Below are 22,128 nucleotides of genomic sequence, written 5' to 3'. Positions count from 1 at the left end.
TCGGGAGAAGCGCTGCGCGACAGCGTCAGACGAGATCGAGCAGATCGCCCAGGGAGTGCAGTAGATGGTCGGGCCGGTGGTCGGCGAGCCGTTCGGGTCCGTAGTAGCCGTAAGCGGCCCCGACGGTCCCGGTGCCTGCGGCGGCGCCGGAGCGGATGTCCTGGGGCCCGTCACCGACATACCACGCGTGTGCCGGATCGACACCACTGAGTTGCAGACCGAGCAGTACAGGTGCCGGATGCGGCTTACGTTCTGCGGTGTCGTCGGCGGTGACGATGGTCGCGAATATTTCCGCATCGAGGCCGAGATGATCGAAATCGGTTCGGACACGACTCATCCGTTTGTTGGTGACGATGCCGACCGTGATGCCGCGGCCCACGAGTTCGGCCAGCGTGTCGCGCAGTCCCGGATACGGTGTCACACGGCGGAATGCGTCGGTCTCGTAGTGGCGGCCGTACGCCTTCTCCAGTTCGAGCGGTTCCTGATCGGAGTACCGCGCGAAGATCTCCGGCGGGCGCGGCGCCATGATGGCGCTCGGGTCCTCGAGTTCGGTAGGCAACGGTTGATCGAGTTCGTTCTCGAAGGTCGCCCGGTAGGCCTCGATGATCGCGAACCGCGAGTCGATCAGTGTGCCGTCGAGGTCGAAGAGCACTCCTCTGGTCGGCAGTCGCGACTGCGTGTCGACGGTCGACGCGGTTGTCGAGGTGCTCATGCGGCCGTCTCCGTCGGGTTGAACGCGAAGAACTCGCGGGGATTGGTGAGGAATACGGTCTCGGCGATCTCCGCGGTAAGGCGCTCGCGGATCTGCTTGAGCAGGCCCGCGAATCCGGGAGTGCCCCCGTGGTGCGGTTGGTACGACGGTCTGCCGAGGTCACCGGACACCATCACCTGCGTGTACCCCTCGGAGAACAATTGCTCGATGTAGGAGACCCGCAGTTCGTCCGATGGGTACTTCGGCTTGGTCCAGTGGTCGAAACCGAGCCACACACCCGTCTGCGCGACCTCGCGGAGATAGCCATAGTCGAGATTCCGGTCAAGGTGCCCGATCAGGACTCGCGCCGGATCGACGCCGAGATCGGCGAATCCGTTGGCCTGCAGAGTGCCCAGCGTCCCGGCCTGACAGTGCGTCGAGATCGGTGCCCCGGTCGCGAGATGCGCGCGGGCGACCGCCTGCTGGACCTTGCGCTCGTCCTCGCGGATCTCATCGGTGCGGCAGGTGCCGAACTTGATCACGCCCGCCCGCGCCGACGTTCCGTCGATCCCGACTGTCACGTCGGTGACAAAGCGCCGCGAGATCTCGTCGACCGATTCGATGGCGACCGTGTCGGGATAGTAGATGCCCTTCTGATAGCCACTCGCGCTGACGATGTGGACACGCGACGCCTCGGCGACGGCGAGGAGACCAGCGGCATTGCGCCCGTAGTCCTCGGTGGTCATCTCGATCAGCGCACCGCCACCCAGACCGTCGAAGTCGGCGACCTCGCCGATGGCGGCATCCACCTTGTCGAGGACCATGTCGTTGTCCTGCTCGCGCGCCCATCGGGGCGGATTGGTGAAAAGGTGCTCGTGGCAGAGCGTCACGCCGAGATCGTCGGGCGCGATGTCGCCGAGCACGGTTCTGATGGCGGTCACAGGGGGACTCCGTTCGCTGTGGTCGAGGTTCGCTTGGGTCGAGGAGGGATCGGCGCTCAGGCCGGGGTGAGATGGTCGGTGTCGTCGGCGACGGCCGCCCACACGTCGCGCAGGGGCTTCAGCACCGCGCGGTAGGTCGAGAACGCCGCGTCATAGAGGTCGGCGGTTGCCGGATCTGGTTCGTGGACACGACCTTCGCGCACCATCTGGGCGGCCGCGGCATCAAGGTCGGGGTACTGCCCGGTGGCGACCGCGGCGAGCATCGCGGCGCCGAGGGCACCCGATTCCGGGACGTCCGGCGCGACGATCGTCTTCTGCAGGACGTCGGCGATGATCTGGCTCCACTCGACGCTGCGTGCCCCGCCGCCGGTGAGGCGGATCTCGTCGATCCTCACCGGCATCGCCGCGTAGCAGTCGCGCACCGACAGCGCGGTGCCCTCCATGACGGCGCGGACCATCTCTGCCGGCGTCGTGTCCCCGCGTAGGCCTAGGAAACTGCCGCGGGCGTTCACGTCGAGGAACGGCGCGGTTGCGCCTGCAGTGTTGAGATAGGGATGGAAGACAAGGCCTCTCGAGCCCGGCTCGGTGTCCTGCGCGAACTCGCAGACCACGCGCCCGAGGGTCGTCTCCCCAGCAGAGATCCGTTCGACCTCGACCTGGCAGAAGGTGTTGATCACCCAGTCGAGACACATCGTGCCGCCACCGGAGTTGGTGATCTGCCGTTGCCAGCGGTTCTCCGGCATCAGGAAGCCGAACCCGACGCCGCGGGGCTCGAGAAGCGGATGGTCGGTGGAGGTCCCGTTCATCAGGCTGGTCCCGATCGTGGTGACCGCCTGACCGTCGTGGGCGGCGCCGATCCCGATCATGTTCGCGGTCGCGTCGCCCGTCCCCGCGCAGACCGGCGTCCCGACCGGCAGGCCGGTCTCCGCCGCGGCGGCGTCGGTCACCGCACCCACGATGGCTTCGCTGACCCCGACATCCGGCAGCCGCGCCGACATCTCCTCGATGCCGAAGGCAGTGAAGAAGGCCTCGGACTTCCGTCGTCCACGGAAGTCGCACGGCGCGAACGAGAGATCGGACTCTTCGGTGGCGACGATTCCGGTCAGCCGATAGTTGATGTAGTCCTTGGCCATGAAGAAGTGCGCGATGTCGGCGTAGCGGGCCGGTTCGTGTCGCTTGACCCATGCGAGCAACGGATACGGTGTGCCGGGGATCAGCGCGTTGCCGCTGATGTCGAAGAGCGCGTCGAGCTCACCTCGGTCTCCGACCTCGTCGAGGATCGCGGTGGCCCGCGCGTCGGGCCAACAGATGGCGTTACCCACCGGCCGCCCGTCGCCGCCGAGGGCCCACAGGCCGCCCATGTGGCCAGTCACCCCGACCGCTTCGATCACGCTGTCGGGACCCAGATCTCCGACGACACTTCGGATCGTGGACGCGACACTCCGCCAGGTGTCCTCGGGATCCTCCTCGTGCCGTCCTGGACTCGGGTAGTGGCACGGGGTCTTCGCACCGCACTCGGCGACCAGTTCGCCGGTGGCCAGGTCCACCGCGATCGTCTTCAACGAGCTTGTCCCCTTGTCGATGCCGACGACGACCGAACGGCGAGTCATCGGAGGGCCTCCTGCGCAGTGGTGGCGACATCGCGGACGAGAGAGTCGAGCTGCACGCGTCGGTCCACCTCGGTGGGGTCCGCGGGCCGTCCCCGAGAACCGACCACTGGGACGCCCAGGATGGCGAGGCGATCGGCGAGAACGTCGGTACCGGGATGGTCGGAATGGATCACGACCGGTCCGTCGATCTCGTTGTCGCGCAGGTCGCGGGCGATCGCGACGCACAGGCCCGACCAGACCGCACGCAAGATCTCTGCGGGAGCGGTCTGATACGAGAGTCCGACGAGCACGTCGTGACCGTTGACGACCGCGTAGACGACAGTCGCCGGTGTGGACTCCCACTCCGCGACGAGGTCGGCGAACCGGTCTTCGAGGTCAGCGGCGATGCCGGGGGCGAATCTCTCGACAAAGGAGTCCAGGACGGACCAGCCGGCGATCTCGACCGTGACCTCGGTCCCGGCGGCAGTGCGCCCGACGACCCGTCCTGCCCCCGAGGCGGGCAGAACCAGGGTCGCGGCGGAAGATGCCGTATCGATGGCCATCACCCCTGGGGCTTGACTCGGTGTCCGGATTCCGGATAGCGTGTTCGCCATACGGAACAATTGCACGAAGGTGTTCGTGTGTCAACCATCACAGCATGCGGTGAGTTGTGCCCGGCGGCGCAGTACCGGACGAATGGGCCATGACCTCTGGTGGCGACGATGGTGACCTGAAATGGTCAGGCGCACAGAACAGCTGGCGAAGGAGAGGGAACGATGACAGTGACCCCGCCGCGGACACCCGAGCTCGATCCGAAGAACCACATCGCCTCCATCATCAAGGCGACCAATGTCCTGGAGGCGTTCAAGGGCGACAGCTCCGAACTGTCACTCGCCGAGCTGATGAAGAAATGCGGGTACAACAGGACCACGATGTACCGAATCCTCGCCACCCTCGAAGTGGCCGGCTGGGTGGAGCGCACACGATCGAACGACTATCGCCTCACCCTTCGCGTCTTCGAACTCGCCTCCGCGGTCCTCGGCAGTTTCGACCTCCGCACCGAGGCCAGCCATGTGATGTCCGAGCTGGCAGCCCGATTCGACGAGCACGTCTACCTCGTCGTCCCCGATGGTGCTCGCGCCGTGTGCCTGGACCTCATCGAGAGCAGTCAGCCGATCCGCGTGATGGTGCTGACCGTCGGGCGGTCATTGCCCCTCTACCTCGGCGGTGCGCCGATCGCGCTGCTCGCCGAGTTGGAGGAGACCGCCCTCCCTCAAGTCCTCGACGCCGGCCCGATGCTGACCCCCACCGGGGAAGAGATCACCGAGGAGGAACTGCGCGCTCGCCTCGTCGAGATCCGCGAACGCGGGTACTCCATCAGCATCGGGGACGTAACGCCCGGGGTGGCCGCGCTCGGCGCCTGCGTCCGGGACCGCAAAGGGCATGTCGTCGCGGCGTTGAGCATGGGCGGGTTGTCGGCGGACATGTCCAATGCCCGACAGGACGAGATGGCCCGCGCGTTGATCGACGGCGCGATGACTGTGTCGAAGCGATTGGGGTACCCGGGCTGAACGTCGACCGACAGGAAAGCGGCCCTCAGATGAGGACCGCTTGCTCCGGTATGAATGGTGGCCAGAGTCGGGATCGAACCGACGACCTTCCGCTTTTCAGGCGGACGCTCGTACCAACTGAGCTACCTGGCCGGGCGGCACCCGAACCGAATGCCAATCGCAAAAATGAATTTGCGACCCTGACGGGACTCGAACCCGCGACCTCCGCCGTGACAGGGCGGCGCGCTAACCAACTGCGCCACAGGGCCATGTTCTGTTGTGTTGCTCTTTCCGTCCCCTCGTCACCTCGGGGCCGGGCAAGCGTACCCCCTACGGGATTCGAACCCGCGCTACCGCCTTGAAAGGGCGGCGTCCTAGGCCGCTAGACGAAGGGGGCCGGTTCTCCGTTGGGAGCCGACTTAGCTTAGGACACGCGCTGAACAAAGTACAAATCCTATGGTCAGAGGGTGAATTTGCGTTCGGCGTCATCGCTGCGCGAGGTAGGTCAGGATGGCCCGTACCCGGCGGTTTCCCTCCTGCGGTGGAAGATCCAGCTTGGCGAAGATGTTGGCCACGTGCTTGGCCACCGCGGCATCCGACACCACCAGCGACGCCGCGATCTCGGCGTTCGTACTGCCCTCGGCCATCAGACCGAGGACCTCACGCTCACGCGGACTGAGACGATCCAGCACCGACGGACCGACCATCCGGCGGATCACTTCCGGATCGACCACGACCCCGCCTGCCGCGACGGTCTCCACTGCGCGCAGAAAGTCGCCGACCCGGCCCACCCTTTCCTTGAGCAAATAGCCGACCGCGCCTCCGGAGTCGAGGAGCTGCTTGGCGTAGGCGGTCGCGACGTACTGCGAGAGCACGAGCACCGGTAGACCGGGACGCTGCTGACGAAGGGAGAGGGCGGCGCGGAGTCCGTCGTCCCCGTCGTCGGGCGGCATCCGGACGTCCGTGACGACGACCTCGACGTCGTCGGTCACCGCCGACCGCAACCCGACAGCGTTGTCGACGATGTCGACGATCTGGTGACCGGCACGTTCGAGGATTCGGCACAGCCCCTCGGCGAGCAGCACCGAATCCTCGGCGACCACGATCCGCACGTCTCCCCTACCTCCGTTTCGACCACAACAGGCGAGTCGGCCCGCCCGTCGGACTGGCCACTTCGAGCGACGCGCCGACCGCGGAAGCGCGTTCGGCCAGCCCGGCGAGTCCGGTGCCCGCACCCGAATCGGCACCTCCGACGCCATCGTCGACGATCTCCATCGTGTCCGTGTCGGCGGATCTGCTGAACGTGATCGTCACGCCGGTCGCGGACGAGTGTTTGACGGCATTGGTGACCGCCTCACTCGCGGTGTAGTACATCGCACGCTCCACGTCGACGGGAAGCCTTGTGCCGTGTTCCCAGCCGTCACCGATGGCCACGCGTACCGGCATCGGGCCGCCGAGTTCGACGCACGCCGCAGGCACGCCGTGATCATCGAGGACTCTCGGGTGCACGCCCCGGACGGTGTCCCGCAGACCGGCCAGCGCCTGCTCGACGCGCGCCTGTGCGTCGGCCGCCAGGCTTCGCACGGAGTCGTCGTCGGTGGCGAGCTGGAGTTCACCGAGTTGCATCGACACGCCGACGAGATCGCGCTGAGGACCGTCGTGCAGGTCGCGTTCGATCTTGCGGCGCTCCCCTTCGAACGAGTCGACCAGAATGCCGCGCGACGCACGCAGATCGGCGACCTGGGCGGTGAGCTCCTCTTCCCTCGGGCCGAGAAGCCCTCGGCAGAGCGAGGCGAGACCGGCCGCCGCGCACGCACAGAGGTAGACGCCGAGCACCAGCACCGGAACCGCGATCACGGTGAGCGTCCACGCCTCGGCCGACGAGTCGATGACCCACCCACCCAGCTGGAACTCCTCGCCCGGCGCGATCGCGGGAGCCAGCAGCAGCATCCCCGCAGCGCCGAAATAGACCATCAGTCCCAGCGACATCAACGGCGCGAAGGCCGCGAGGATCAGCGAGTAGCCGGTCTCACGCCACGTCGCCGCCTCCCCGAGCCGTTCACCAGCCCGGGCAGCAAACCCGATCCGGTACAGCGTGGGATGGGGATTCGCGATTGGGACGACGCCCAGCAGCCGCACCCGCTGTCGCTCGACCATCGCCAGGTAATACGACCACCCGGGCGCGAACGGGATCAGCACGATGACGACGTAGAGACAGAAACAGATCCAGCCGAAGACGAGCGACACGGCCAGGTAGGCGAGACCGCGCCACGGGGCCGAGGACCTGAGGAAGCGAAACGGGTTCTGGCGCAGCACCGACCAGGGTGACGTCGTCGGGCCGGTCGGCACGGCCCTTGACGGTTTCGGGTGGGCATCGGCGGGCAGAGTATCCATCGGTGTGGTCACCATTGCTGTGACGCTATGATCGCGTCCACACGAACACACTGTCCCTGCCACGAGACCTCGGGTAGTGCCTGCACCACCTCGGTACAGCTGCTGCTCGACGGGGCCGCATCGCAGGCATCGACCGGGCCTGTAAACTCGTCGTCGCCCTGCTCTGCGGGGCACGCCCCTATAGCTCAGTTGGTAGAGCTACGGACTTTTAATCCGCAGGTCGCAGGTTCGAGCCCTGCTGGGGGCACCATCTTGACCAGGCGATTCGCTTCCGAGCGAGTCGCTTTCGTCATCTCCAGAGGCCTCCGTGGTCACCGATTGGTCACGCGACGCTTCTGACTGGTCACGACCGGCTCGAGGGACCTGGGCCTCAGCAGCGGCCGCCGCGTGGGCTCCGACGCCGTCAAGCATGTGGCTGTAGGTGTCCGCGGTGATGCTGATGGACGAATGCCCGAGCATCTTCGACACCACCACCAAAGGCTCGCCGGCCTTCAGAAGCAGCGACGCCGCGCCATGCCTCAAGTCATGCAATCGGATGCGCCTGAGCCCCGCCGCGTCCGAGAGGTCGTGGAACTTCTCGGTCAAGTCCGCCGGCGGGATAGGCGAGCCATCCTCGCGGGCGAACACGAGGCCGTGATCGTCGTAGGCCCTCCCCCACTCCGCTCGCTCAGACTCCTGCGCGAGCCGCTGCGCCATGAGGACACCGAGCGTGCGCGGTCCGAGGTTGACCTTGCGGTGGTCACCACTGGCGGTCTTCGGGTCACCGAACCGGTACTGCCGATGCTCGCCGCCGCAAAACGGGCACTCGACGCCGGTGCCGTCGACTTCCACAATCTGCCGCTGCACAACGATCACCCTGCGCTCGACGTCGATGTCGTCCCATCGGAGGCCGAGGACTTCGCCGCGACGCAGCCCAGTGAACGACAAGACCTCGTAGGCAGCGCCCAGCCGGTCAGTGACGGCATAGTCGAGGAACGCGCCGAGTTCGTCCGCCTCCCACGGCTTCACCTTCGGCCGAGGCGCCCTCGGCAGCTCCATGTCCGCAGCGGCGTTGAAGCCCACCAGGTGCTTTCTCTTGGCCGACGTGAGCGCACTACGCAGCGTGGCATGGATGCGCCGCTGGGTGGCGGGACCGAGCGGCTTCGGGTTGCGGCGCTGCCCTTTTCCGATCGTCGCGCCCTTCGCGGGCTTGCTCGGCGGCTTGGCGATCTGCGCCAGCATGTGCTCGACGTGTGTGGCCCGCAGGTCGCGCAGCCGCACGTTGCCGATGTGCGGAACGATGTAGGACTCGACGTGCTGGCGGTACGACCGCAGCGTGGTCGCGCGGATGCCGGCCTGCTCCTTGGCGGCCAGCCAGCTTTCGAGGTACTGCGCCAGCGTGAGGCGCTGGTCGACGGCGACGACGCCCGTCCGCACCTCCCCCAGCCGCTCGTCGAGAGCTTCCTCGGCCTCCCGCTTGGTCCGGAATCCGCGTTTACGCTCCTGCCTACGCTTGCCGGTGGCGGGATCGTTACCGAGGTCGACGACATACATCCAGCTCGAGTCGCCGCGCTTCACACTGCCGCGCATGGCTAACTCTCCACCGGCGGTATATGGCCGGCAGAGCGTGCTCGACCAATCCAATTACCCGCCGTGCTCCGCGAGACTCCGAAAGACTTCTCTACGGCCTTAGTGGGCCCATCGCCACAAAGGACAGCCAACTTGTAGACGCGCCCCACCCATTCCACCGTTTCAGGGTTCGGCCCCTGCTCCCGAAGGCGGTCAGCCTCGACGGCGTCGATGAGCCCCTGCGCGACTACCTCGTCGCCGTCGCCTTGATCGGGCCGGGACAGATATATCTGACCCTTGATGTAGTGATGAATAATCCACTGCACCGCAATAGTTCTCAGAGAATCGGCAGTGATCAGATCACCATTCGCGCGGCGCTTCACCGTCAGCGAATCAACAAGCACGCGAGGCGTGTCATCGAGGACCAACTCCGCACTGAGGTCGAATCCTCGGTAGTCCTCGACATGGACCGTGGCCCTATCCGGGACGTAGATACCTGGAAGCACCTCCACCCCAGGACCAGTATCGGGAATTTGCATGGTCGGCATTCGGCCAGCATGCCCGACTTGTCACTCCGCGTCAATTGATCACAACACCCCGCGTCGGGGGGTTGCACTCGTCGCTGACACGTGCTTATCTATCTACACACCTCCGACACGGGGTGCCAACACAGTTCGAATCAACTGGAGGTCACGATGACAGGCCCCACTCCCCAGCACGTTCGGGAGGTGTGTTCGCGCCAGGCCACGGTCAATTTGCGATTCGCCCTCTCCGCGATGGGCATCGGGGAGGCAAACGGCTATCGCATGGCCAAGCGCGGAGAACTTCCGTTCAAGGTCCTTCGCGTAGGGGCGATCTACAAGGTTCCCACCTCGGGACTCCTTGACGCTCTTGGTCTTTCGCCACTCGAGGAATGTAATCGGCAGCTCACGGCCTGAGGCCGCGCGGGCACGCACACCAAAAGAAACGGCCTGGTCGGGCGCCAATCCCGAACCAGGCCACAGAACACCAACGCCACCGAAGGAAGATCTGATGACCAACATCCTGACACACCCCGCCGAAAACTTCGACTTTCCGCCGATCGGCACCACAGCCCGAGGCGGCTTCATCGACGAGGAGATCGCCCGCGAGGCAGCGCCCGTCGAGTCGAACGAGCTCGACGACATGCAACTCGTCAGCGTCGCGCTGATCCGGACCGCCGACAACTCGCCGATGTTCGTCGAGCCGATCCTCGACTACCGCATCGCCGTCAACGTCGGCGAACGCGACGAGGACATCAGCTTTTACGACCTCGACAACGCCGAACGCTTCGCGTTGCAGATCCTCGCCGCGGTCGCGGCCGCCAAGGCCGACCACACGGCCAACGCCGGCTTTCTCGCTGAGGCGGTGTCGGCATGAGCGGGCACGAGGATCTGATCGACGAATTGTCGACCGTGTATCGAGAACTCCCCTTGCGGTTGATGACAGCACAAGATCTGTCCGAGCTGCTGGTCACCGCCTACCGCGTCCGTGACCGGATGGACTTGCCGCCACGAGAGACCGCCGAGCCCGTGCGGCCGCAACTCCGGCTGGTGTCGTCATGACCGACACCGCAGTGTTTCGCATCATCTCCGACAGGCGCGACGACATCGCGATGGACGCCCGGTGCATGGCGTTGCTGACCGGCGCTGGCGTGCACGACATCCCACCGTCCGATGACGCCATGTGGCCGGCCGCGCTCGCTCGCAACGGTCGTCGGCGCCTCAAGGAATACCAGGCCGCGACCGGCGATCGTGATGCCGATGTCCGCGATCTGCTGATCCACTACGCCCGCCGCGAGGGTGTCGAACTGGTGCGCGAGATCGGGAGCGGCACGCACGTGGTCGTCGTCCCGGCGCCCGAAGGACCACGAGAGGAGGCCACACTCTGATGGCCTGGGAAACGTTCAATACGCGACGCCGCGACGACCGGAATGGGCCGTACGCGGTGACACCGGACCGCATGTACGGTGCGGAAATCGTTCTGATGCAACGAAATAGCGAGACCGGTAGAACGCGAACCGTCCTCGGATTCCTTGTCGGCGTCGCCTATGTGCCTGTCGAGGATGTCCCCGGCTGGGATGGCGAGATGACCAACATGCGGTACGGCACCCTCGACGCGCCGTACCGATCTGTTCCCGGCGACACCTACCGGGTGACCACCGCGTGACGGCCAACCTCAGCACTCCCGAGCCCGTCGAGACGACCTCGGCGGGTTCGGGGCTGTCCCCTGCCGGCCCGTACGCGGCAGCAGCCGGACAGTACTGGGACGCGGGCTGGCGCGGCGTCCTCCCGCTGCCTGTCGGCAAGAAGTTCCCGCCGCCGTCGAAGTTCACCGGATACGACGCCCTCACGCCGTCACGGCCCGACATCCAGGCATGGCTCGAGGACCGGCCCGACGGCAACGTCGCGCTGCATCTCCCCGACGGTGTCATCGGCATCGACGTCGACGCCTACGGCGACAAGACCGGGGCACACACGATCGCCGAGGCGCAGAAACGCTGGGGCACACTGCCGGCCACCTGGTTCTCCTCGGCCCGCGCCGACGGCTCGGGCATCAGTCTCTACACCGTCCCCGCCGGCACCCGACTGGCGACGAAGATCTCGTTTCCCGACCTCGGTCTCGGCCACATCGAGATCATCCAAACCACCCACCGTTATCTGGTCGTCGCACCGTCAGTGCACCCCAGCGGCGATGAGTATCGCTGGCGCAGCATCGACGGCCACGCCGCTGATTCCGTCCCGTCGCCGAATGATCTGCCCGCACTGCCCGATACATGGCTCGAAGCGCTCAAGCGGACACCCGAGCCGGGACCGACGCGCCCCGATGCCGAGCCGGTCGTCGTCACCGGTGGCCTCATGTCGGATCGAGTCTGCCGCGCGCTCAGCAAAGCACTCGAAGGCCTCTCTGACGTCGACAGCCGCCACGACGCGATGACCGCCAACACCATGGCACTCGCGCGTCTCGTCGAGCAGGGCGAGCCGGGCGTCGGCGATGCCAGTGACGTGTTCCGCGGGAGGTTCGTCGCCGCGGTGACCGCCGACGGCAGCCGCACCGAAGCCGACGCCAACGCCGAGTACGAGCGGGCATGGACCTCGGCACTGAGCAAGGTCGCCAGAACGCCCACCGTCGAGGTCGCCGACGCCCAGATCATCCAACTCGCCGACAGTCGCCGGGCCCAGGAGATGACCGTGGATTTTCCCGAAGGCGGCGGTGACGTTCGCCTGCACACCGTCGCCGACACGACGACCGAAGAACGCGGCCTCGCCGGCATCATGCTCGACGGCGCCACCTTCATCCACGGCGAGCCAGACGGCGTCACCTCACTGTGGGGCGACGGCGACCGATCGCTGTGGGCAGACGGCGAATCCCTCATCATCTGCGGCCCCCAAGGCGTCGGTAAGACCACGCTGGCGGGCAACGTGCTCGCCGCCCTCATCTCGGCCACCCCCGCCACCGCGCTCGGCCTGCCGGTTCGCCGCGCCGACCGCGTCCTCTACCTCGCGATGGACCGCCCACGCCAGGCGGCGCGCGCCCTCCGTCGACAACTAGGCAGCGCCAACCCAGTCGACCTCGAAAGCAGGCTCGTCGTCTGGAAAGGCCCGCCACCGTACGACCTCGCGAAGAACACCCGCATGCTGACCGAACTCGCCGAGGCGGCCGAAGCCGACACCGTGATCGTCGACAGCCTCAAAGACGCCGCCATCGGTCTGTCCGACGACGAGGTCGGTGCCGGATGGAACCGGGCCCGGCAAGCCCTGCTCGCATCCGGCCGCAACATCCTCGAGCTACACCACATCAAGAAGATCAGCGCCGACAAAAAGCCCGACATCGCCGATGTCTACGGCTCCACCTGGATCACCTCGGGCGCTGGCTCGGTGATCCTGCTCAACGGCAACCCCGGCGACGCCGTCGTCCGCTTCCACCACGTCAAGCAGCCCGTCGAAGAACTCGGCCCGTGGATGCTCCTGCACGACCAGCAGAGCGGACAGATGGCCATCCACGGCCAGGTCGATCTCATCGCGGCGGCAGCATCAGGCGGACTCACCGTCAAGGATGCGGCACGCCTGCTCTTCGAGACCGACAAGCCCGACCGCAACAAGGTCGAAAAGGCACGCCGCAAACTCGACGGACTCGTCCGCGACGGGCGGCTGACCTCCCGCGTGGCCACCTCGCCCAAAGACCCCGTCACCTACCACCCGATCACGGTTCGGCAGGAGGCGTCATGACCCCATCACGCCTATCACGCGGGCTATCACGCACGTGTTTCAAGCGTGACCTATCACGCAGGCCTCGCAGCTATCACGGCCAGAAGATCATCGCAGGTCACAGCATCACGGCAGCTATCACGGCTATCACGCACACGGGCTATCACGCCCGACCGCCTCTCTTAAGAGAGGCGGGAGGTAGCCCCACCCCCGAATCGGTCACGGAAATCGGCATCGAGAGCGAGCGGATCTCATGAGTAATCAGCCCACCCCGGAGGCGGAAGTCATCAAGGCGCACATCCGGCCGAGCGGACAGATCGACGTCGTCATCCGCTGTCCGCATTGCAAAAAGCAGCATTGGCACGGCGGCGGAGCTGGACACCGGCTCGCCCACTGCGCCGGCTTCAAGGCGGAGAAGCTTCGCCGCGAACACGGACAACTCGCCTACGAGATCACCCAAGCCGACGTCGATCGCCACATCCAGGAGCACGCGGCATGACCAACCTCGACGACCTCGCCACCCGTCTGCACGCGCTGGCCACCCGAGTCAGCCGAGGGCGACTCAGCGCCGACGAACTCGACCAACTCGACGAACTGCTCAGCCTATTCAACGGATGGAGCCGACGGCGACGCATCACCCGCGGCTACAGCTCATCCGACGCCGTACAGCCACACGTACGAGCCCAAGCCCGCAAGCAGAGCAAGACCACCGACGAAGCCACGCGTGGCAGCGATGTAGAGACCGACGCCAACGATGCACGCTCGCGCAACCTGCCTGCCTCCACGTCGGCCTCGGCATGCACAAACGATGCGCGCACAACTGAACGGCAGGACCGTCCACCTCGCCGCCGAGTGACACGTGACCAAGGTGTGACCACTGACGCTGTGACCAGCACAGATGACAGCGCGAGCGGATACCTAATCCGCAGGTCGGCACTCGAGGAGTGGGACCAGTGAGCACCCGCAAGCCGCGCAAGTCCGATCGCCTCGAGTCCGGTGAGATCTCGCTGATGTCGACGATGTTGGCCGGCCTGCCCAAGCTGCCCGGTGCCCGCTGCACCACCCGACCTGACCTGTTCGATCCGAAGGCGCACGACGAGGACGCCAGGCACTGCAGCGGCGCCACGACGCCGCTGCAGCTATGTGCTTCCGCTGCCCCGCATTGGCCACCTGCCGCGCCTGGGCACGGTCTCAGCCTGCCGAGATCCGCCGGCACGTGATCGGTGGAGAACGACCGGGCCTCACCGGAAAGCCAGCCGCATGACCACCCACCAGCCCACCACCCAAGGAGACTGACCATGCCCCTCGACGTCGGCAAACTCAGAGCCACCATCGAACTGGACATCAAGGGATTCCAGAGCGACACCGACAAGGCCAAGACCCAGTTCAAGCAGCTCGGCCGTGACGCCGAGGATGCAGGACGGCGCAGCGGCAAAGCCTTCGACGGCGTGGGCACCAGCGCCACCCAGGAGGCGCAGCGCGCCCAGACAGGCATGTCGTCGTCCTTCGGCAAGGCTGAGAGCGACGCCAAGAAGGCGGGCGACGGCATCTCTGGGGCATTCGCCGGTGCGTTCCGCAAGGTGGGTGCCGACAGCAAGACCGCACTGTCCGACTCCTTCTCCGGCATGGGCCAGGCGGCCGGCGAGGCAGGCAAGGAATCCGGCGCAGGCTTCGTCTCCGGCTTTGCACCCCGCATCGCCTCGATCGGCGGCAAGGGCGGACCCATTGGCATCGCTCTGGCGGGTACGGCAGCCCTGGGCCTGGCCGCGGGTGCTGCCCTGGCCGACCAGGTGAACAAGGGCTTCGACCAGCAACAGGAGAAGGGCAAGACGAAGGCCACGTTCGGGTGGACCCCTGAGCAGGCGCAGCAGGCGGGTAAGGCGGCTGCGGGCGCCTACACCAACGTCTTCGGCGACTCGGTCAACGAGAACATGAAATCGGTTGGCGTGGCGATGCAGTCAGGCCTCCTCGATGGCAACGCGACCGCGGCGCAGATCCAGCCCGTGATCGAGAAGTTGAGCACGGTCAGCACGATCATGGGCACCGAGATCCCTGAGACGGCGCGGGCGGCCGGTCAGATGGTCAAGACGGGGCTTGCCGACAATGCGGGTGAGGCGCTGGATCTGCTCACCGCTGCCCAGCACAAGGGCCTGAACCTGTCGGGCGATCTGCTCGACACGATGAACGAGTACGGCACCCAGTTCCGCAAGGTGGGCCTCGATGGCGCGGATGCGCTCGGCCTGATCAACCAGGCGTGGCAGAACGGCGCCCGCGACACCGACGTCGCGGCGGATGCGATCAAGGAGTTCACTCTGCGCGCCACGGACGGTTCGGAGTCGACGGCGACGGCGCTGCAGGGCCTCGGTCTGAACGTCGAGCAGATCACCGGCGAGCTCGCCAAGGGTGGCGAGCCGGCCAAGCAGGGCCTCGACAAGATCCTCGACAGTCTGCGCGAGATGCCGCCGAGCGTGGAGAAGAACAAGATCGCCGCGGCACTGTTCGGCACCCAGTGGGAAGACCTGGGCGGCGCCTTCGACAAGTTCGACCTCTCGAAGGCGCGCAACGAGCTGGGCCAGACGGGCGGTGCGACCGATAAGGCGGCGCAGGACATGTCCAACGGCGCCACCTCGATCGAGGAGGTGAAGCGGCGCATCTCGGTCGCCGCTGACGACATGCGGGCCAAGCTGGCCGACGCGTTCGGACCGGCCGCAGGCGATTTCGCCAACTGGGTCGAATCCCATGGCACCGAGATCGAGAACTTCTTCATCAACACCGCCAAGTACAGTGCCGAGTTCGGCGCGGTCGTGCTGCAAACCACCGGCTACCTCCTCGGCTTCGGCTCCCGCATGCTGTGGGTCGGCAGCATGATCGCTGACGGACTGTTGATGCCGATCGGCGCGTCGATGAAGGCCATCGGCGAGCTCACCTCGTACATCCCCGGCATGGGCGGGGTCGGCGATGCGCTCAAGTCGGCGGGCGACAAGGTGATGGGTGTGGGTGACGGCATCCGCGCCACCGCCAAGCAGACGAGCCAGTTGGCCGAGATGTTCGGTGGCGCAGCGGAGAAGGCCAACCATCTGGCGGACACGATCAAGACGATTCCGCCGAACACCGACATCAGGGTCGACGCCCCCGGCGGCAATGACGTCCTCAACCTCCTCAAGCAGATGGGCGTCGAGGCCACCACCAACAACGACAAGACGATCAGCACGTCCATCCCTGAGGGCGACCCCGTACTGCAGAAGCTGCAGGCTATCGGCATCGAGGTCGTGAACCGCAACGGCAAGCAGGTGCTGGTCACCGCCGACGACAAGGCCTACCAGAACGCCAAGAAGTTCGGGAAGTGGACAGAAACCGAATACAAGGACGTCATCGTCCGCGGCTACCAGTCCGGCCAGAATCCGTTCGCCCCCGGCAACTCGAGCGGCATCATCGCCGGACCGCCGAGCGCGGGCGGTGGTCAGGTGTTCGGCCCGGGCGGACCGAAAGATGACCTGATCCTCACCCCGTTGTCCAATCGCGAGTTCGTCCACCAGGTCGCCGCCGTCGACTACTACGGCGTCGGCTTCATGAAGGCCGTCAACGAAGGTCGCTTCCCGCGGATGTTCGCTCACGGCTTCGCCGATGGCGGCCAGGTCACGACTCCGGGCCTCACATCGACCGACCAGCAGTCGATGTGGGACTCGGTGCATACGAAGTTCCCCGATGCGCAGATGTCCTCCGGCACCCGTACGGAGATGACTGAGGGGCATCCTGACTACCACAACGCCGGCAAGGCCATCGATATCGCCGGATCGAACATGGGCGGCATCGCCAGCTGGATTGCCCAGACCTACCCTGACAGCCTCGAGTTGATTCACTCGCCGTTCGGTCACAACATCAAGGACGGCAAGGATGTTGGCGACGGCATGTCCTTCTACGGCGCCGCCACCATGGCCGAGCATGCCGACCACGTCCACTGGGCGCTCGGGCACACCGCGGTCAAGCAGGCCGCCGCACCGGGGGGCTACGACCCGTCGAAGCTCACCTCGAAGCAGCGCAACATCGACGAGATCGTCGCCGAGGGGCAGAAGCGCGGTAAGTCGGAGAAGGAGATCCGTTCGGCGGTCATGGCGGCCTTGGCCGAGTCCGATGGCGAAGACCTCGACTACGGCGACCGAGACAGTGTCGGCGCCTTCCAGCAGCGGCCGTCGCAGGGTTGGGGTGATCCGAAGGAATTGCAGGACACCACCATCGCGGCCGGGAAGTATTACGACGCTCTCGACAAGGTGCAGGGCAAAGACACCATGTCCGAGGCGCAGATGGCGCAAGCTGTGCAGCGTTCGGCATTCTCCGACGGCTCCAACTATCAGGCCAAGGCCGACGAGGCGGACAAGGAGCTGGCCGCATCGCTGGGCCGACTGTCGGCGGTCAAAACAGCAGCACCGGACAGTGCTACCGCGGCCGGTGGCGTGCAGCAGGTGTTCGTCACGAACTGGCCCAGCGGGATCACGACCACCACACCGACCACCGACACGACGCCGAAGACGACCACGCCGAAGGCTGCAGAGCCCGACGCCGAGGCGATGAAGCTTTCGACGAAGTACCTGCCCGGTGGCCTCGAGATCACCACGACCGACCCGACCTCGCAGAAGATCGTCCCCCCGGACATGCGGCGGTTCGCCTTCGGCGGCACCATCCCCGGCGTCGGCAACACCGACAGCGTCCCGCTGATGGGCATGCCCGGCGAGGAGATCATCCGCAAGCAGATCGCCGAGCAGCCCGGAATGCGCCAGTACCTCAAGGCCATCAACGCCGGACAGGTCCAACCGCAGATGTTCGCGAGCGGCGGCACCGTCGGGTTCGGCGGCTACACCGACGACCAGTCCGACACGATGGCACCCAACAACTGGTACGACTACCTCGCGCTGGGCGTCGGTGGAGGCTTCTCCGCCCTCTCCGTTGTCGAGCCCTACATCGGCATGGCGGTGGACCGAAAGGTCGACCTCAGCAACATCACCCCTCAGATCGACACCGGCAACAACACATCGGCGGTGCTGGCCGGGGCGGTCGGCGAGATCGGCGGCCAGCTCATCCCTCTGGTCGAAAAGCTCGTGAAGTTGACCGCCGAAGGTAAGACCATCGTCGTCAAGGACGGCCGAGACCCGTTCAACGAGGCACGCATGGCATCGCTGAGGCACAGCTGGTGACGCGGCCACGACGGTCAAAGCGTCTCAGCCGCAAGCCTTTTCCGTCACTGCACGATAGTCTGACACCAGGCCAGGCGGCCGAAGTACGCGCGACTGCCCTCGAGATGATCGCCGTCAACCTCGACCCCGAACCAATCGACATCGGATTCGACCCCGATCCCCGATCTGCACGTCTGATGGTCGCACTGTCGGCGTATGCGGCCGAGCTGTACTCGCTGGCCTACCCGAAACAATCCGCGGGCGAGGCCGCCGCGGGGCTGCGATTCGTCGCCGCCGAAGCATGCGCCTCGATCACATCCACTGCCCATCAAGGAGAAGCATCATGACCGAACCTTCCGTCCACCGCATCAACACCTACGGCCCCGGCGGCCGACACACCGACCTCGGTTTCGTCGACGACGCGGGTGTGTACCACTTCGCCAACGGCGCCCGGGTGCTCGCCAACGGCGACTACCTCACCCCGAACGGCGACAAGGACGGCACCTCGGTCGTCATTCGCTCCGACGGCTCGCGAATCACCGGCGGCCTCGCGAAGGACGGCCAGGACCCGGCCGCCAACGCGGCGAATGCCCTGCACGCCGTCGACTACCGCTACCAGGACGCCTACGACGCCAACCCCGATGCGTTCGCCGGCGACCCCGCCGCGGTGTTCGCAGCTGTGGATGCTGCCTGATGAGCGGCGACCCACGGTTCGCGCTGTACTGGGCCTTCGAGGCCGCGCTCGAGAGGGGCAAGGCACCTCGCAGCACCGGCAGCACGGCGACCTCGCTCGACGAGGCCATCACCGACCACTTCACCCCGAAGAAGGAGAACACCGACCATGACGAAGGCTGACCCGCAACCGCCCCTCGCCGAACTTGAAGACCGAGTCCGCGACGGCGACACGACCATCACGGCCGCAGATCTCGCCGCCGCTCGCGAAGCTGAGCATCTGGCCTCACTGCACCAGGTGGCCGAGAATCGCGCGCAGGAGCGCGCTCAGCTCGACCGCGATGTCTCCAGGGCCAAGAAGCTTCGCGACGGTATCGACAAACTCATGACCTCAGACACCGTGCGGGCACGCAAGGCCTACGCCGCAGCCGTTGCCGCGGTCGTCGAGTTGCAGGCAGCCACCACGGAGTTAGCCGAGAAACGCAATACGATCGGCGGCGAGATCAACAGCCTGGGCCTCTCTCCAGGCGGCACTGGCGACATGGCAGCTGAGCGGCAACGCCGGCGAGAAGACCTCCACATGAACGGCGTCGACCTTCAACTGATGGACCGGCGAATCATCGGGCTCGGCACCGACTATGTCGCCCTGGCCCAGCGCGAGGCCGCAGGCGAGACGCTGACACCGCACGCCCTGTCCAGCGACGAGCAGGTCGCCGAGCATCGCGAACGTCAGCAGCGCATCGCCGACGAGCAGGCAGCCCGCGAGGCGGAGTTCGCCAAGAATCACGAGGTCGTCGTCGACCACGGCCTCGGCAACTACATCCGTCGGATCGAGGTGTGAGCGAGCCTCAGGCGTCGGCGCTCGGCTGGGAACCTGTCAGCCGGGCGCTCGACGCCGTCGCCCAACAGCTCGACCCCATCGTCGGGGCGGCGACCGTGATCCGCGCCGACCCCGACACCACGGCGTTGGTCGTCGCGCTCGTCAGCTATGCGGCGAACTGGGCGCAACGAGCCGACCCCGACGTCTCCCCCGCCGAACTCGCCACCGCGATGCGCGCGACCGCCGGCACGATCAGAGAGGTGGAATCCCTTGGCATCGAAGGACCCTGACGCACCGGCTCAGAACGCAACCGTCATCCCGATCGGCGGCCAGAAGCCTGCCAGCGGCATACCTGCCCGCGGCTACACCTGGCCACCGTTCGAGGCCAACAACACGGCAGCGCTCAAACACGGGGCCCGTTCGGAGCGGATGATCACGCCGTTGGCAGCGAAGATCGGCAACGAGCTTCTCGAGCAGCACACCCGACTGCGAGACCCGCTCTACCGCGAGGCCGTCCTCGAGTACGCGCGAGTCCTCGCTCAGGTTGAGCTACTGCAGACCTACGTCGACCAACACGGCATGTGGGGCGAGGACGGCAAAACGACCGGCGCCGCCGACTACCTCCTGCGCGTCCGCAAGCACGCCAGCAACCTCGCCGACCGCCTCGGCCTCACCCCGTTGGCCAACGCGCGCCTGGGCAAGGACACCAGCGACACCCAGGTCAACATCGCCAAGCTCATCGCCGACATCGCCCAGCAGGAGAACGCGACATGACAATCACGTCCGAGGACTTCCGCACCGGCGTCCGATCCCCTGCCGGATTCGCCGAGCACCTTGTCGGGCAACCTCTCTGGGGCTACCAGCGCGAGATGGTCACATCCCCGGCGCGTATCCGCGTCATGTGCGCTGGTCGCCAGGTCGGCAAGTCGCGAACGCTGGCGATCGAAGCGCTGTACCGCGCCTACGTCCAGCCCGGCGCGCTGGTCCTACTGGTGTCGGCCGGCGAGGACGCCTCACAGACACTCCTCGCCGAGTGCGCAACGCTCGCTTCCGAATCAGACATCCTGCGCGGCACCGTCTACGACGAGACCAAGCATCAGATCGTCCTCGCCCACGGCTCGCGGATCATCTCGGTACCCGCTTCCCAGAAGCGCATCCGAGGTAAACCGGTCGACCTGCTCATCATCGACGAGGCCGGCTTCGTCGACGAGGAGATCTGGCAGGCCGCCCTTCCGACCGTGATCGCACGGCCCGGCTCGCGCATCATCCTGTCCTCGACACCGTGGGGCGGCGTCGACCACTTCTTCCGCGTCATGTGGCAGATGGGCATGGATAAACCCGACGACTACTGCACCTCGTTCCACTGGCCGTCGTCACTGTCCCCACTCATCGACGACGACTTCCTCGCCCGCATCCAATCCCACACGGCATCGCACAAGTTCGCGATGGAGTACCTGGCCGAGTGGGGCGACCAGGCCGGCGCCTACTTCTCCACCGACGAACTCGACAACGCCCGCGCCGAATACGAACTCGTCGACCCGATGGCCCCACGCGGTGACTATCGCGTCGTCGGCGGCCTCGACTGGGGCATGGCCCATGACGCCAACGCCGTTGTCTACCTGGCCGCCTCCGGCGACGTCGACCTCAACGCCGCCAAGTACGGCAGCGAGCCGGTGTTCTGGATACCGGCGATCGAACAGCACTTCCGAATGGAGTACGCCACCTTCATCGACCGGCTGATCGAACACGCCAAGCACCTGAACGTGCAGCGATTCATCTCCGAAACCAACGGCGTCGGGCAGATGCCCACCCAGGTGCTCTCCAGAAAGATGCGAGAGCTACCGCGGTCCGGCAACCTGATGGTCAACGCGGTCACCACCACCGCGGCCCGCAAGAACGCCGGCTTCGCACGGCTCAAGGTGCTACTCCAAGATGGTCGACTGGTGCTCCCCAACCATCCCGACCTACTACGCCAGCTCCATGCGCTGTCCTACGAGCAGACGGAGACAGGCACCTACAAGATCTCGGTACCCGACAACATCGGCCACGACGACCTCGCGATGGCACTCATGCAGGCCGCATCGGTCATCGCGACGAGCACCGCGGTTGAGGCCTGGCCGTCTCGTCTCGGCGGCTCAGGCGACATCCTCACGACCGAACGCGGTACCCGCATCCCGCAACGACCATCGACGAGCCCCAACGAGCACATCTTCTGGGGCGGCAAGGGCGACAAGGTCTAAGCTCTGTCCATGAGTGATTACCACGGGCCGTTGCCAATTCGAACCACCGATGGCGAGTGGGTCGTTACGACCGGACGATCAGAAACCGGCGAGCAAAACAATGTCGAGATCGTTATCTATCGGACAGACGACGACGGCAGAGGCGCCGTCGATCGGCGCGTGTTCGAGCTTCTCCCCTCTGCGGCGCGAGAGATTGGCTCTTGGCTCCAGCAGACTGCAGACGCACTCGACAACGAGTATCCAGACCGCCCCCCCGGTGAGCCGAATGGTGGCCTTTGAAACAGGCTTC

General features: G+C 66.2%; 24 protein-coding genes, 4 tRNA genes and 1 pseudogene. 18 read left to right on the top strand and 11 right to left on the bottom strand.

Annotation, left to right across the window (positions count from 1 at the left end):
- Positions 1–25: 25 nt before the first annotated feature.
- Genes OVA31_RS16545 through OVA31_RS16530 form a run of 4 tightly spaced genes read right to left on the bottom strand, consistent with a single transcriptional unit; the run spans position 26 to position 3,784 of the window.
- Entirely contained in the window at positions 26–712 is a 687-nt protein-coding gene (locus tag OVA31_RS16545; protein ID WP_267627690.1) for an HAD family hydrolase, read from the bottom strand.
- Positions 709–1,632, bottom strand: a complete 924-nt coding sequence (locus OVA31_RS16540; RefSeq protein ID WP_267627689.1) for a phosphotriesterase family protein — start codon at positions 1,630–1,632, stop codon at positions 709–711. The genes OVA31_RS16545 and OVA31_RS16540 overlap by 4 nt, the downstream gene beginning before the upstream one ends.
- Before the next feature lie 56 nt (positions 1,633–1,688).
- Positions 1,689–3,242 (bottom strand): FGGY-family carbohydrate kinase, encoded by a 1,554-nt coding sequence (locus tag OVA31_RS16535; RefSeq protein WP_267627688.1) that lies wholly within the window; start codon positions 3,240–3,242, stop codon positions 1,689–1,691.
- Positions 3,239–3,784 carry a hypothetical protein gene (locus tag OVA31_RS16530; protein WP_267627687.1) on the bottom strand — a complete coding sequence of 182 codons (546 nt, stop codon included), beginning with the start codon at positions 3,782–3,784 and terminating at the stop codon, positions 3,239–3,241. Before OVA31_RS16530 ends, OVA31_RS16535 begins: the two co-directional genes overlap by 4 nt.
- 213 nt (positions 3,785–3,997) lie before the next feature.
- On the opposite strand from OVA31_RS16530, the gene OVA31_RS16525 reads away from it, so the two are divergent.
- Entirely contained in the window at positions 3,998–4,792 is a 795-nt protein-coding gene (locus OVA31_RS16525) for an IclR family transcriptional regulator (RefSeq protein WP_267627686.1), read from the top strand.
- 55 nt (positions 4,793–4,847) lie between these two features.
- Here OVA31_RS16525 and OVA31_RS16520 read toward each other — a convergent pair.
- From OVA31_RS16520 to OVA31_RS16500, 5 genes are all read right to left on the bottom strand, one after another.
- Positions 4,848–4,924 (bottom strand) — tRNA-Phe (locus OVA31_RS16520).
- 42 nt (positions 4,925–4,966) lie between these two features.
- Positions 4,967–5,040 (bottom strand) — tRNA-Asp (locus tag OVA31_RS16515).
- A 55-nt stretch (positions 5,041–5,095) separates the two neighbouring features.
- Positions 5,096–5,168 (bottom strand) — tRNA-Glu (locus OVA31_RS16510).
- Positions 5,169–5,256: 88 nt separating this feature from the next.
- A complete protein-coding gene (locus OVA31_RS16505; RefSeq protein ID WP_267627685.1) occupies positions 5,257–5,883 on the bottom strand; it encodes a response regulator in 627 nt (208 codons plus the stop codon).
- Between the two features lie 7 nt (positions 5,884–5,890).
- Positions 5,891–7,180 (bottom strand): sensor histidine kinase, encoded by a 1,290-nt coding sequence (locus tag OVA31_RS16500; protein ID WP_267627684.1) that lies wholly within the window; start codon positions 7,178–7,180, stop codon positions 5,891–5,893.
- Between the two features lie 159 nt (positions 7,181–7,339).
- Between OVA31_RS16500 and OVA31_RS16495 the strand changes: the two genes are divergently transcribed.
- Positions 7,340–7,415 (top strand) — tRNA-Lys (locus tag OVA31_RS16495).
- 218 nt (positions 7,416–7,633) lie between these two features.
- Here the strand turns inward: OVA31_RS16495 and OVA31_RS16490 are convergent.
- Positions 7,634–8,698 (bottom strand): annotated as a pseudogene (locus tag OVA31_RS16490) (tyrosine-type recombinase/integrase); the annotation flags it as partial.
- 38 nt (positions 8,699–8,736) lie between these two features.
- Positions 8,737–9,261, bottom strand: coding sequence for a hypothetical protein (locus OVA31_RS16485; RefSeq protein WP_267627683.1), 525 nt, complete (start codon positions 9,259–9,261; stop codon positions 8,737–8,739).
- Positions 9,262–9,745: 484 nt separating this feature from the next.
- Between OVA31_RS16485 and OVA31_RS16480 the strand changes: the two genes are divergently transcribed.
- The 16 genes from OVA31_RS16480 to OVA31_RS16405 all read left to right on the top strand — a co-directional run bounded on the left by OVA31_RS16480 (position 9,746) and on the right by OVA31_RS16405 (position 22,118).
- Positions 9,746–10,111 carry a hypothetical protein gene (locus OVA31_RS16480; RefSeq protein ID WP_267627682.1) on the top strand — a complete coding sequence of 122 codons (366 nt, stop codon included), beginning with the start codon at positions 9,746–9,748 and terminating at the stop codon, positions 10,109–10,111.
- On the top strand, positions 10,108–10,296 hold the full coding sequence (locus OVA31_RS16475) for a hypothetical protein (protein WP_267627681.1): 189 nt from the start codon (positions 10,108–10,110) through the stop codon (positions 10,294–10,296). The genes OVA31_RS16480 and OVA31_RS16475 overlap by 4 nt, the downstream gene beginning before the upstream one ends.
- Positions 10,293–10,622, top strand: coding sequence for a hypothetical protein (locus OVA31_RS16470; protein WP_267627680.1), 330 nt, complete (start codon positions 10,293–10,295; stop codon positions 10,620–10,622). Before OVA31_RS16475 ends, OVA31_RS16470 begins: the two co-directional genes overlap by 4 nt.
- Positions 10,622–10,900, top strand: a complete 279-nt coding sequence (locus OVA31_RS16465; protein WP_267627679.1) for a hypothetical protein — start codon at positions 10,622–10,624, stop codon at positions 10,898–10,900. The genes OVA31_RS16470 and OVA31_RS16465 overlap by 1 nt, the downstream gene beginning before the upstream one ends.
- Positions 10,897–12,960, top strand: a complete 2,064-nt coding sequence (locus OVA31_RS16460) for a bifunctional DNA primase/polymerase (protein WP_267627678.1) — start codon at positions 10,897–10,899, stop codon at positions 12,958–12,960. Before OVA31_RS16465 ends, OVA31_RS16460 begins: the two co-directional genes overlap by 4 nt.
- Positions 12,961–13,192: 232 nt before the next feature.
- Positions 13,193–13,438 (top strand): hypothetical protein, encoded by a 246-nt coding sequence (locus OVA31_RS16455; protein ID WP_267627677.1) that lies wholly within the window; start codon positions 13,193–13,195, stop codon positions 13,436–13,438.
- 454 nt (positions 13,439–13,892) lie between these two features.
- Positions 13,893–14,159, top strand: a complete 267-nt coding sequence (locus tag OVA31_RS16450; protein WP_267627676.1) for a hypothetical protein — start codon at positions 13,893–13,895, stop codon at positions 14,157–14,159.
- Between the two features lie 78 nt (positions 14,160–14,237).
- Positions 14,238–18,128, top strand: a complete 3,891-nt coding sequence (locus OVA31_RS16445; RefSeq protein ID WP_267627675.1) for a phage tail tape measure protein — start codon at positions 14,238–14,240, stop codon at positions 18,126–18,128.
- A 104-nt stretch (positions 18,129–18,232) separates the two neighbouring features.
- Positions 18,233–18,454, top strand: a complete 222-nt coding sequence (locus OVA31_RS16440) for a hypothetical protein (RefSeq protein ID WP_267627674.1) — start codon at positions 18,233–18,235, stop codon at positions 18,452–18,454.
- Entirely contained in the window at positions 18,451–18,801 is a 351-nt protein-coding gene (locus tag OVA31_RS16435; protein WP_267627673.1) for a hypothetical protein, read from the top strand. Before OVA31_RS16440 ends, OVA31_RS16435 begins: the two co-directional genes overlap by 4 nt.
- Entirely contained in the window at positions 18,801–18,962 is a 162-nt protein-coding gene (locus OVA31_RS16430; RefSeq protein WP_267627672.1) for a hypothetical protein, read from the top strand. Before OVA31_RS16435 ends, OVA31_RS16430 begins: the two co-directional genes overlap by 1 nt.
- The gene (locus OVA31_RS16425) at positions 18,949–19,620 is read left to right on the top strand and encodes a hypothetical protein (protein ID WP_267627671.1); all 672 of its coding nucleotides are present in this window, start codon (positions 18,949–18,951) and stop codon (positions 19,618–19,620) included. The genes OVA31_RS16430 and OVA31_RS16425 overlap by 14 nt, the downstream gene beginning before the upstream one ends.
- A complete protein-coding gene (locus tag OVA31_RS16420; protein ID WP_267627670.1) occupies positions 19,617–19,889 on the top strand; it encodes a hypothetical protein in 273 nt (90 codons plus the stop codon). The genes OVA31_RS16425 and OVA31_RS16420 overlap by 4 nt, the downstream gene beginning before the upstream one ends.
- On the top strand, positions 19,870–20,373 hold the full coding sequence (locus OVA31_RS16415) for a hypothetical protein (protein WP_267627669.1): 504 nt from the start codon (positions 19,870–19,872) through the stop codon (positions 20,371–20,373). The genes OVA31_RS16420 and OVA31_RS16415 overlap by 20 nt, the downstream gene beginning before the upstream one ends.
- Positions 20,370–21,839, top strand: coding sequence for a terminase large subunit domain-containing protein (locus OVA31_RS16410; protein WP_267627668.1), 1,470 nt, complete (start codon positions 20,370–20,372; stop codon positions 21,837–21,839). Before OVA31_RS16415 ends, OVA31_RS16410 begins: the two co-directional genes overlap by 4 nt.
- Before the next feature lie 9 nt (positions 21,840–21,848).
- Entirely contained in the window at positions 21,849–22,118 is a 270-nt protein-coding gene (locus tag OVA31_RS16405) for a hypothetical protein (RefSeq protein WP_267627667.1), read from the top strand.
- Positions 22,119–22,128: the final 10 nt, after the last annotated feature.

This window comes from Gordonia sp. SL306, from assembly GCF_026625785.1.
Classification (GTDB): Bacteria; Actinomycetota; Actinomycetes; order Mycobacteriales; family Mycobacteriaceae; genus Gordonia.
This window is presented reverse-complemented; position numbering and strand designations above follow the sequence as displayed.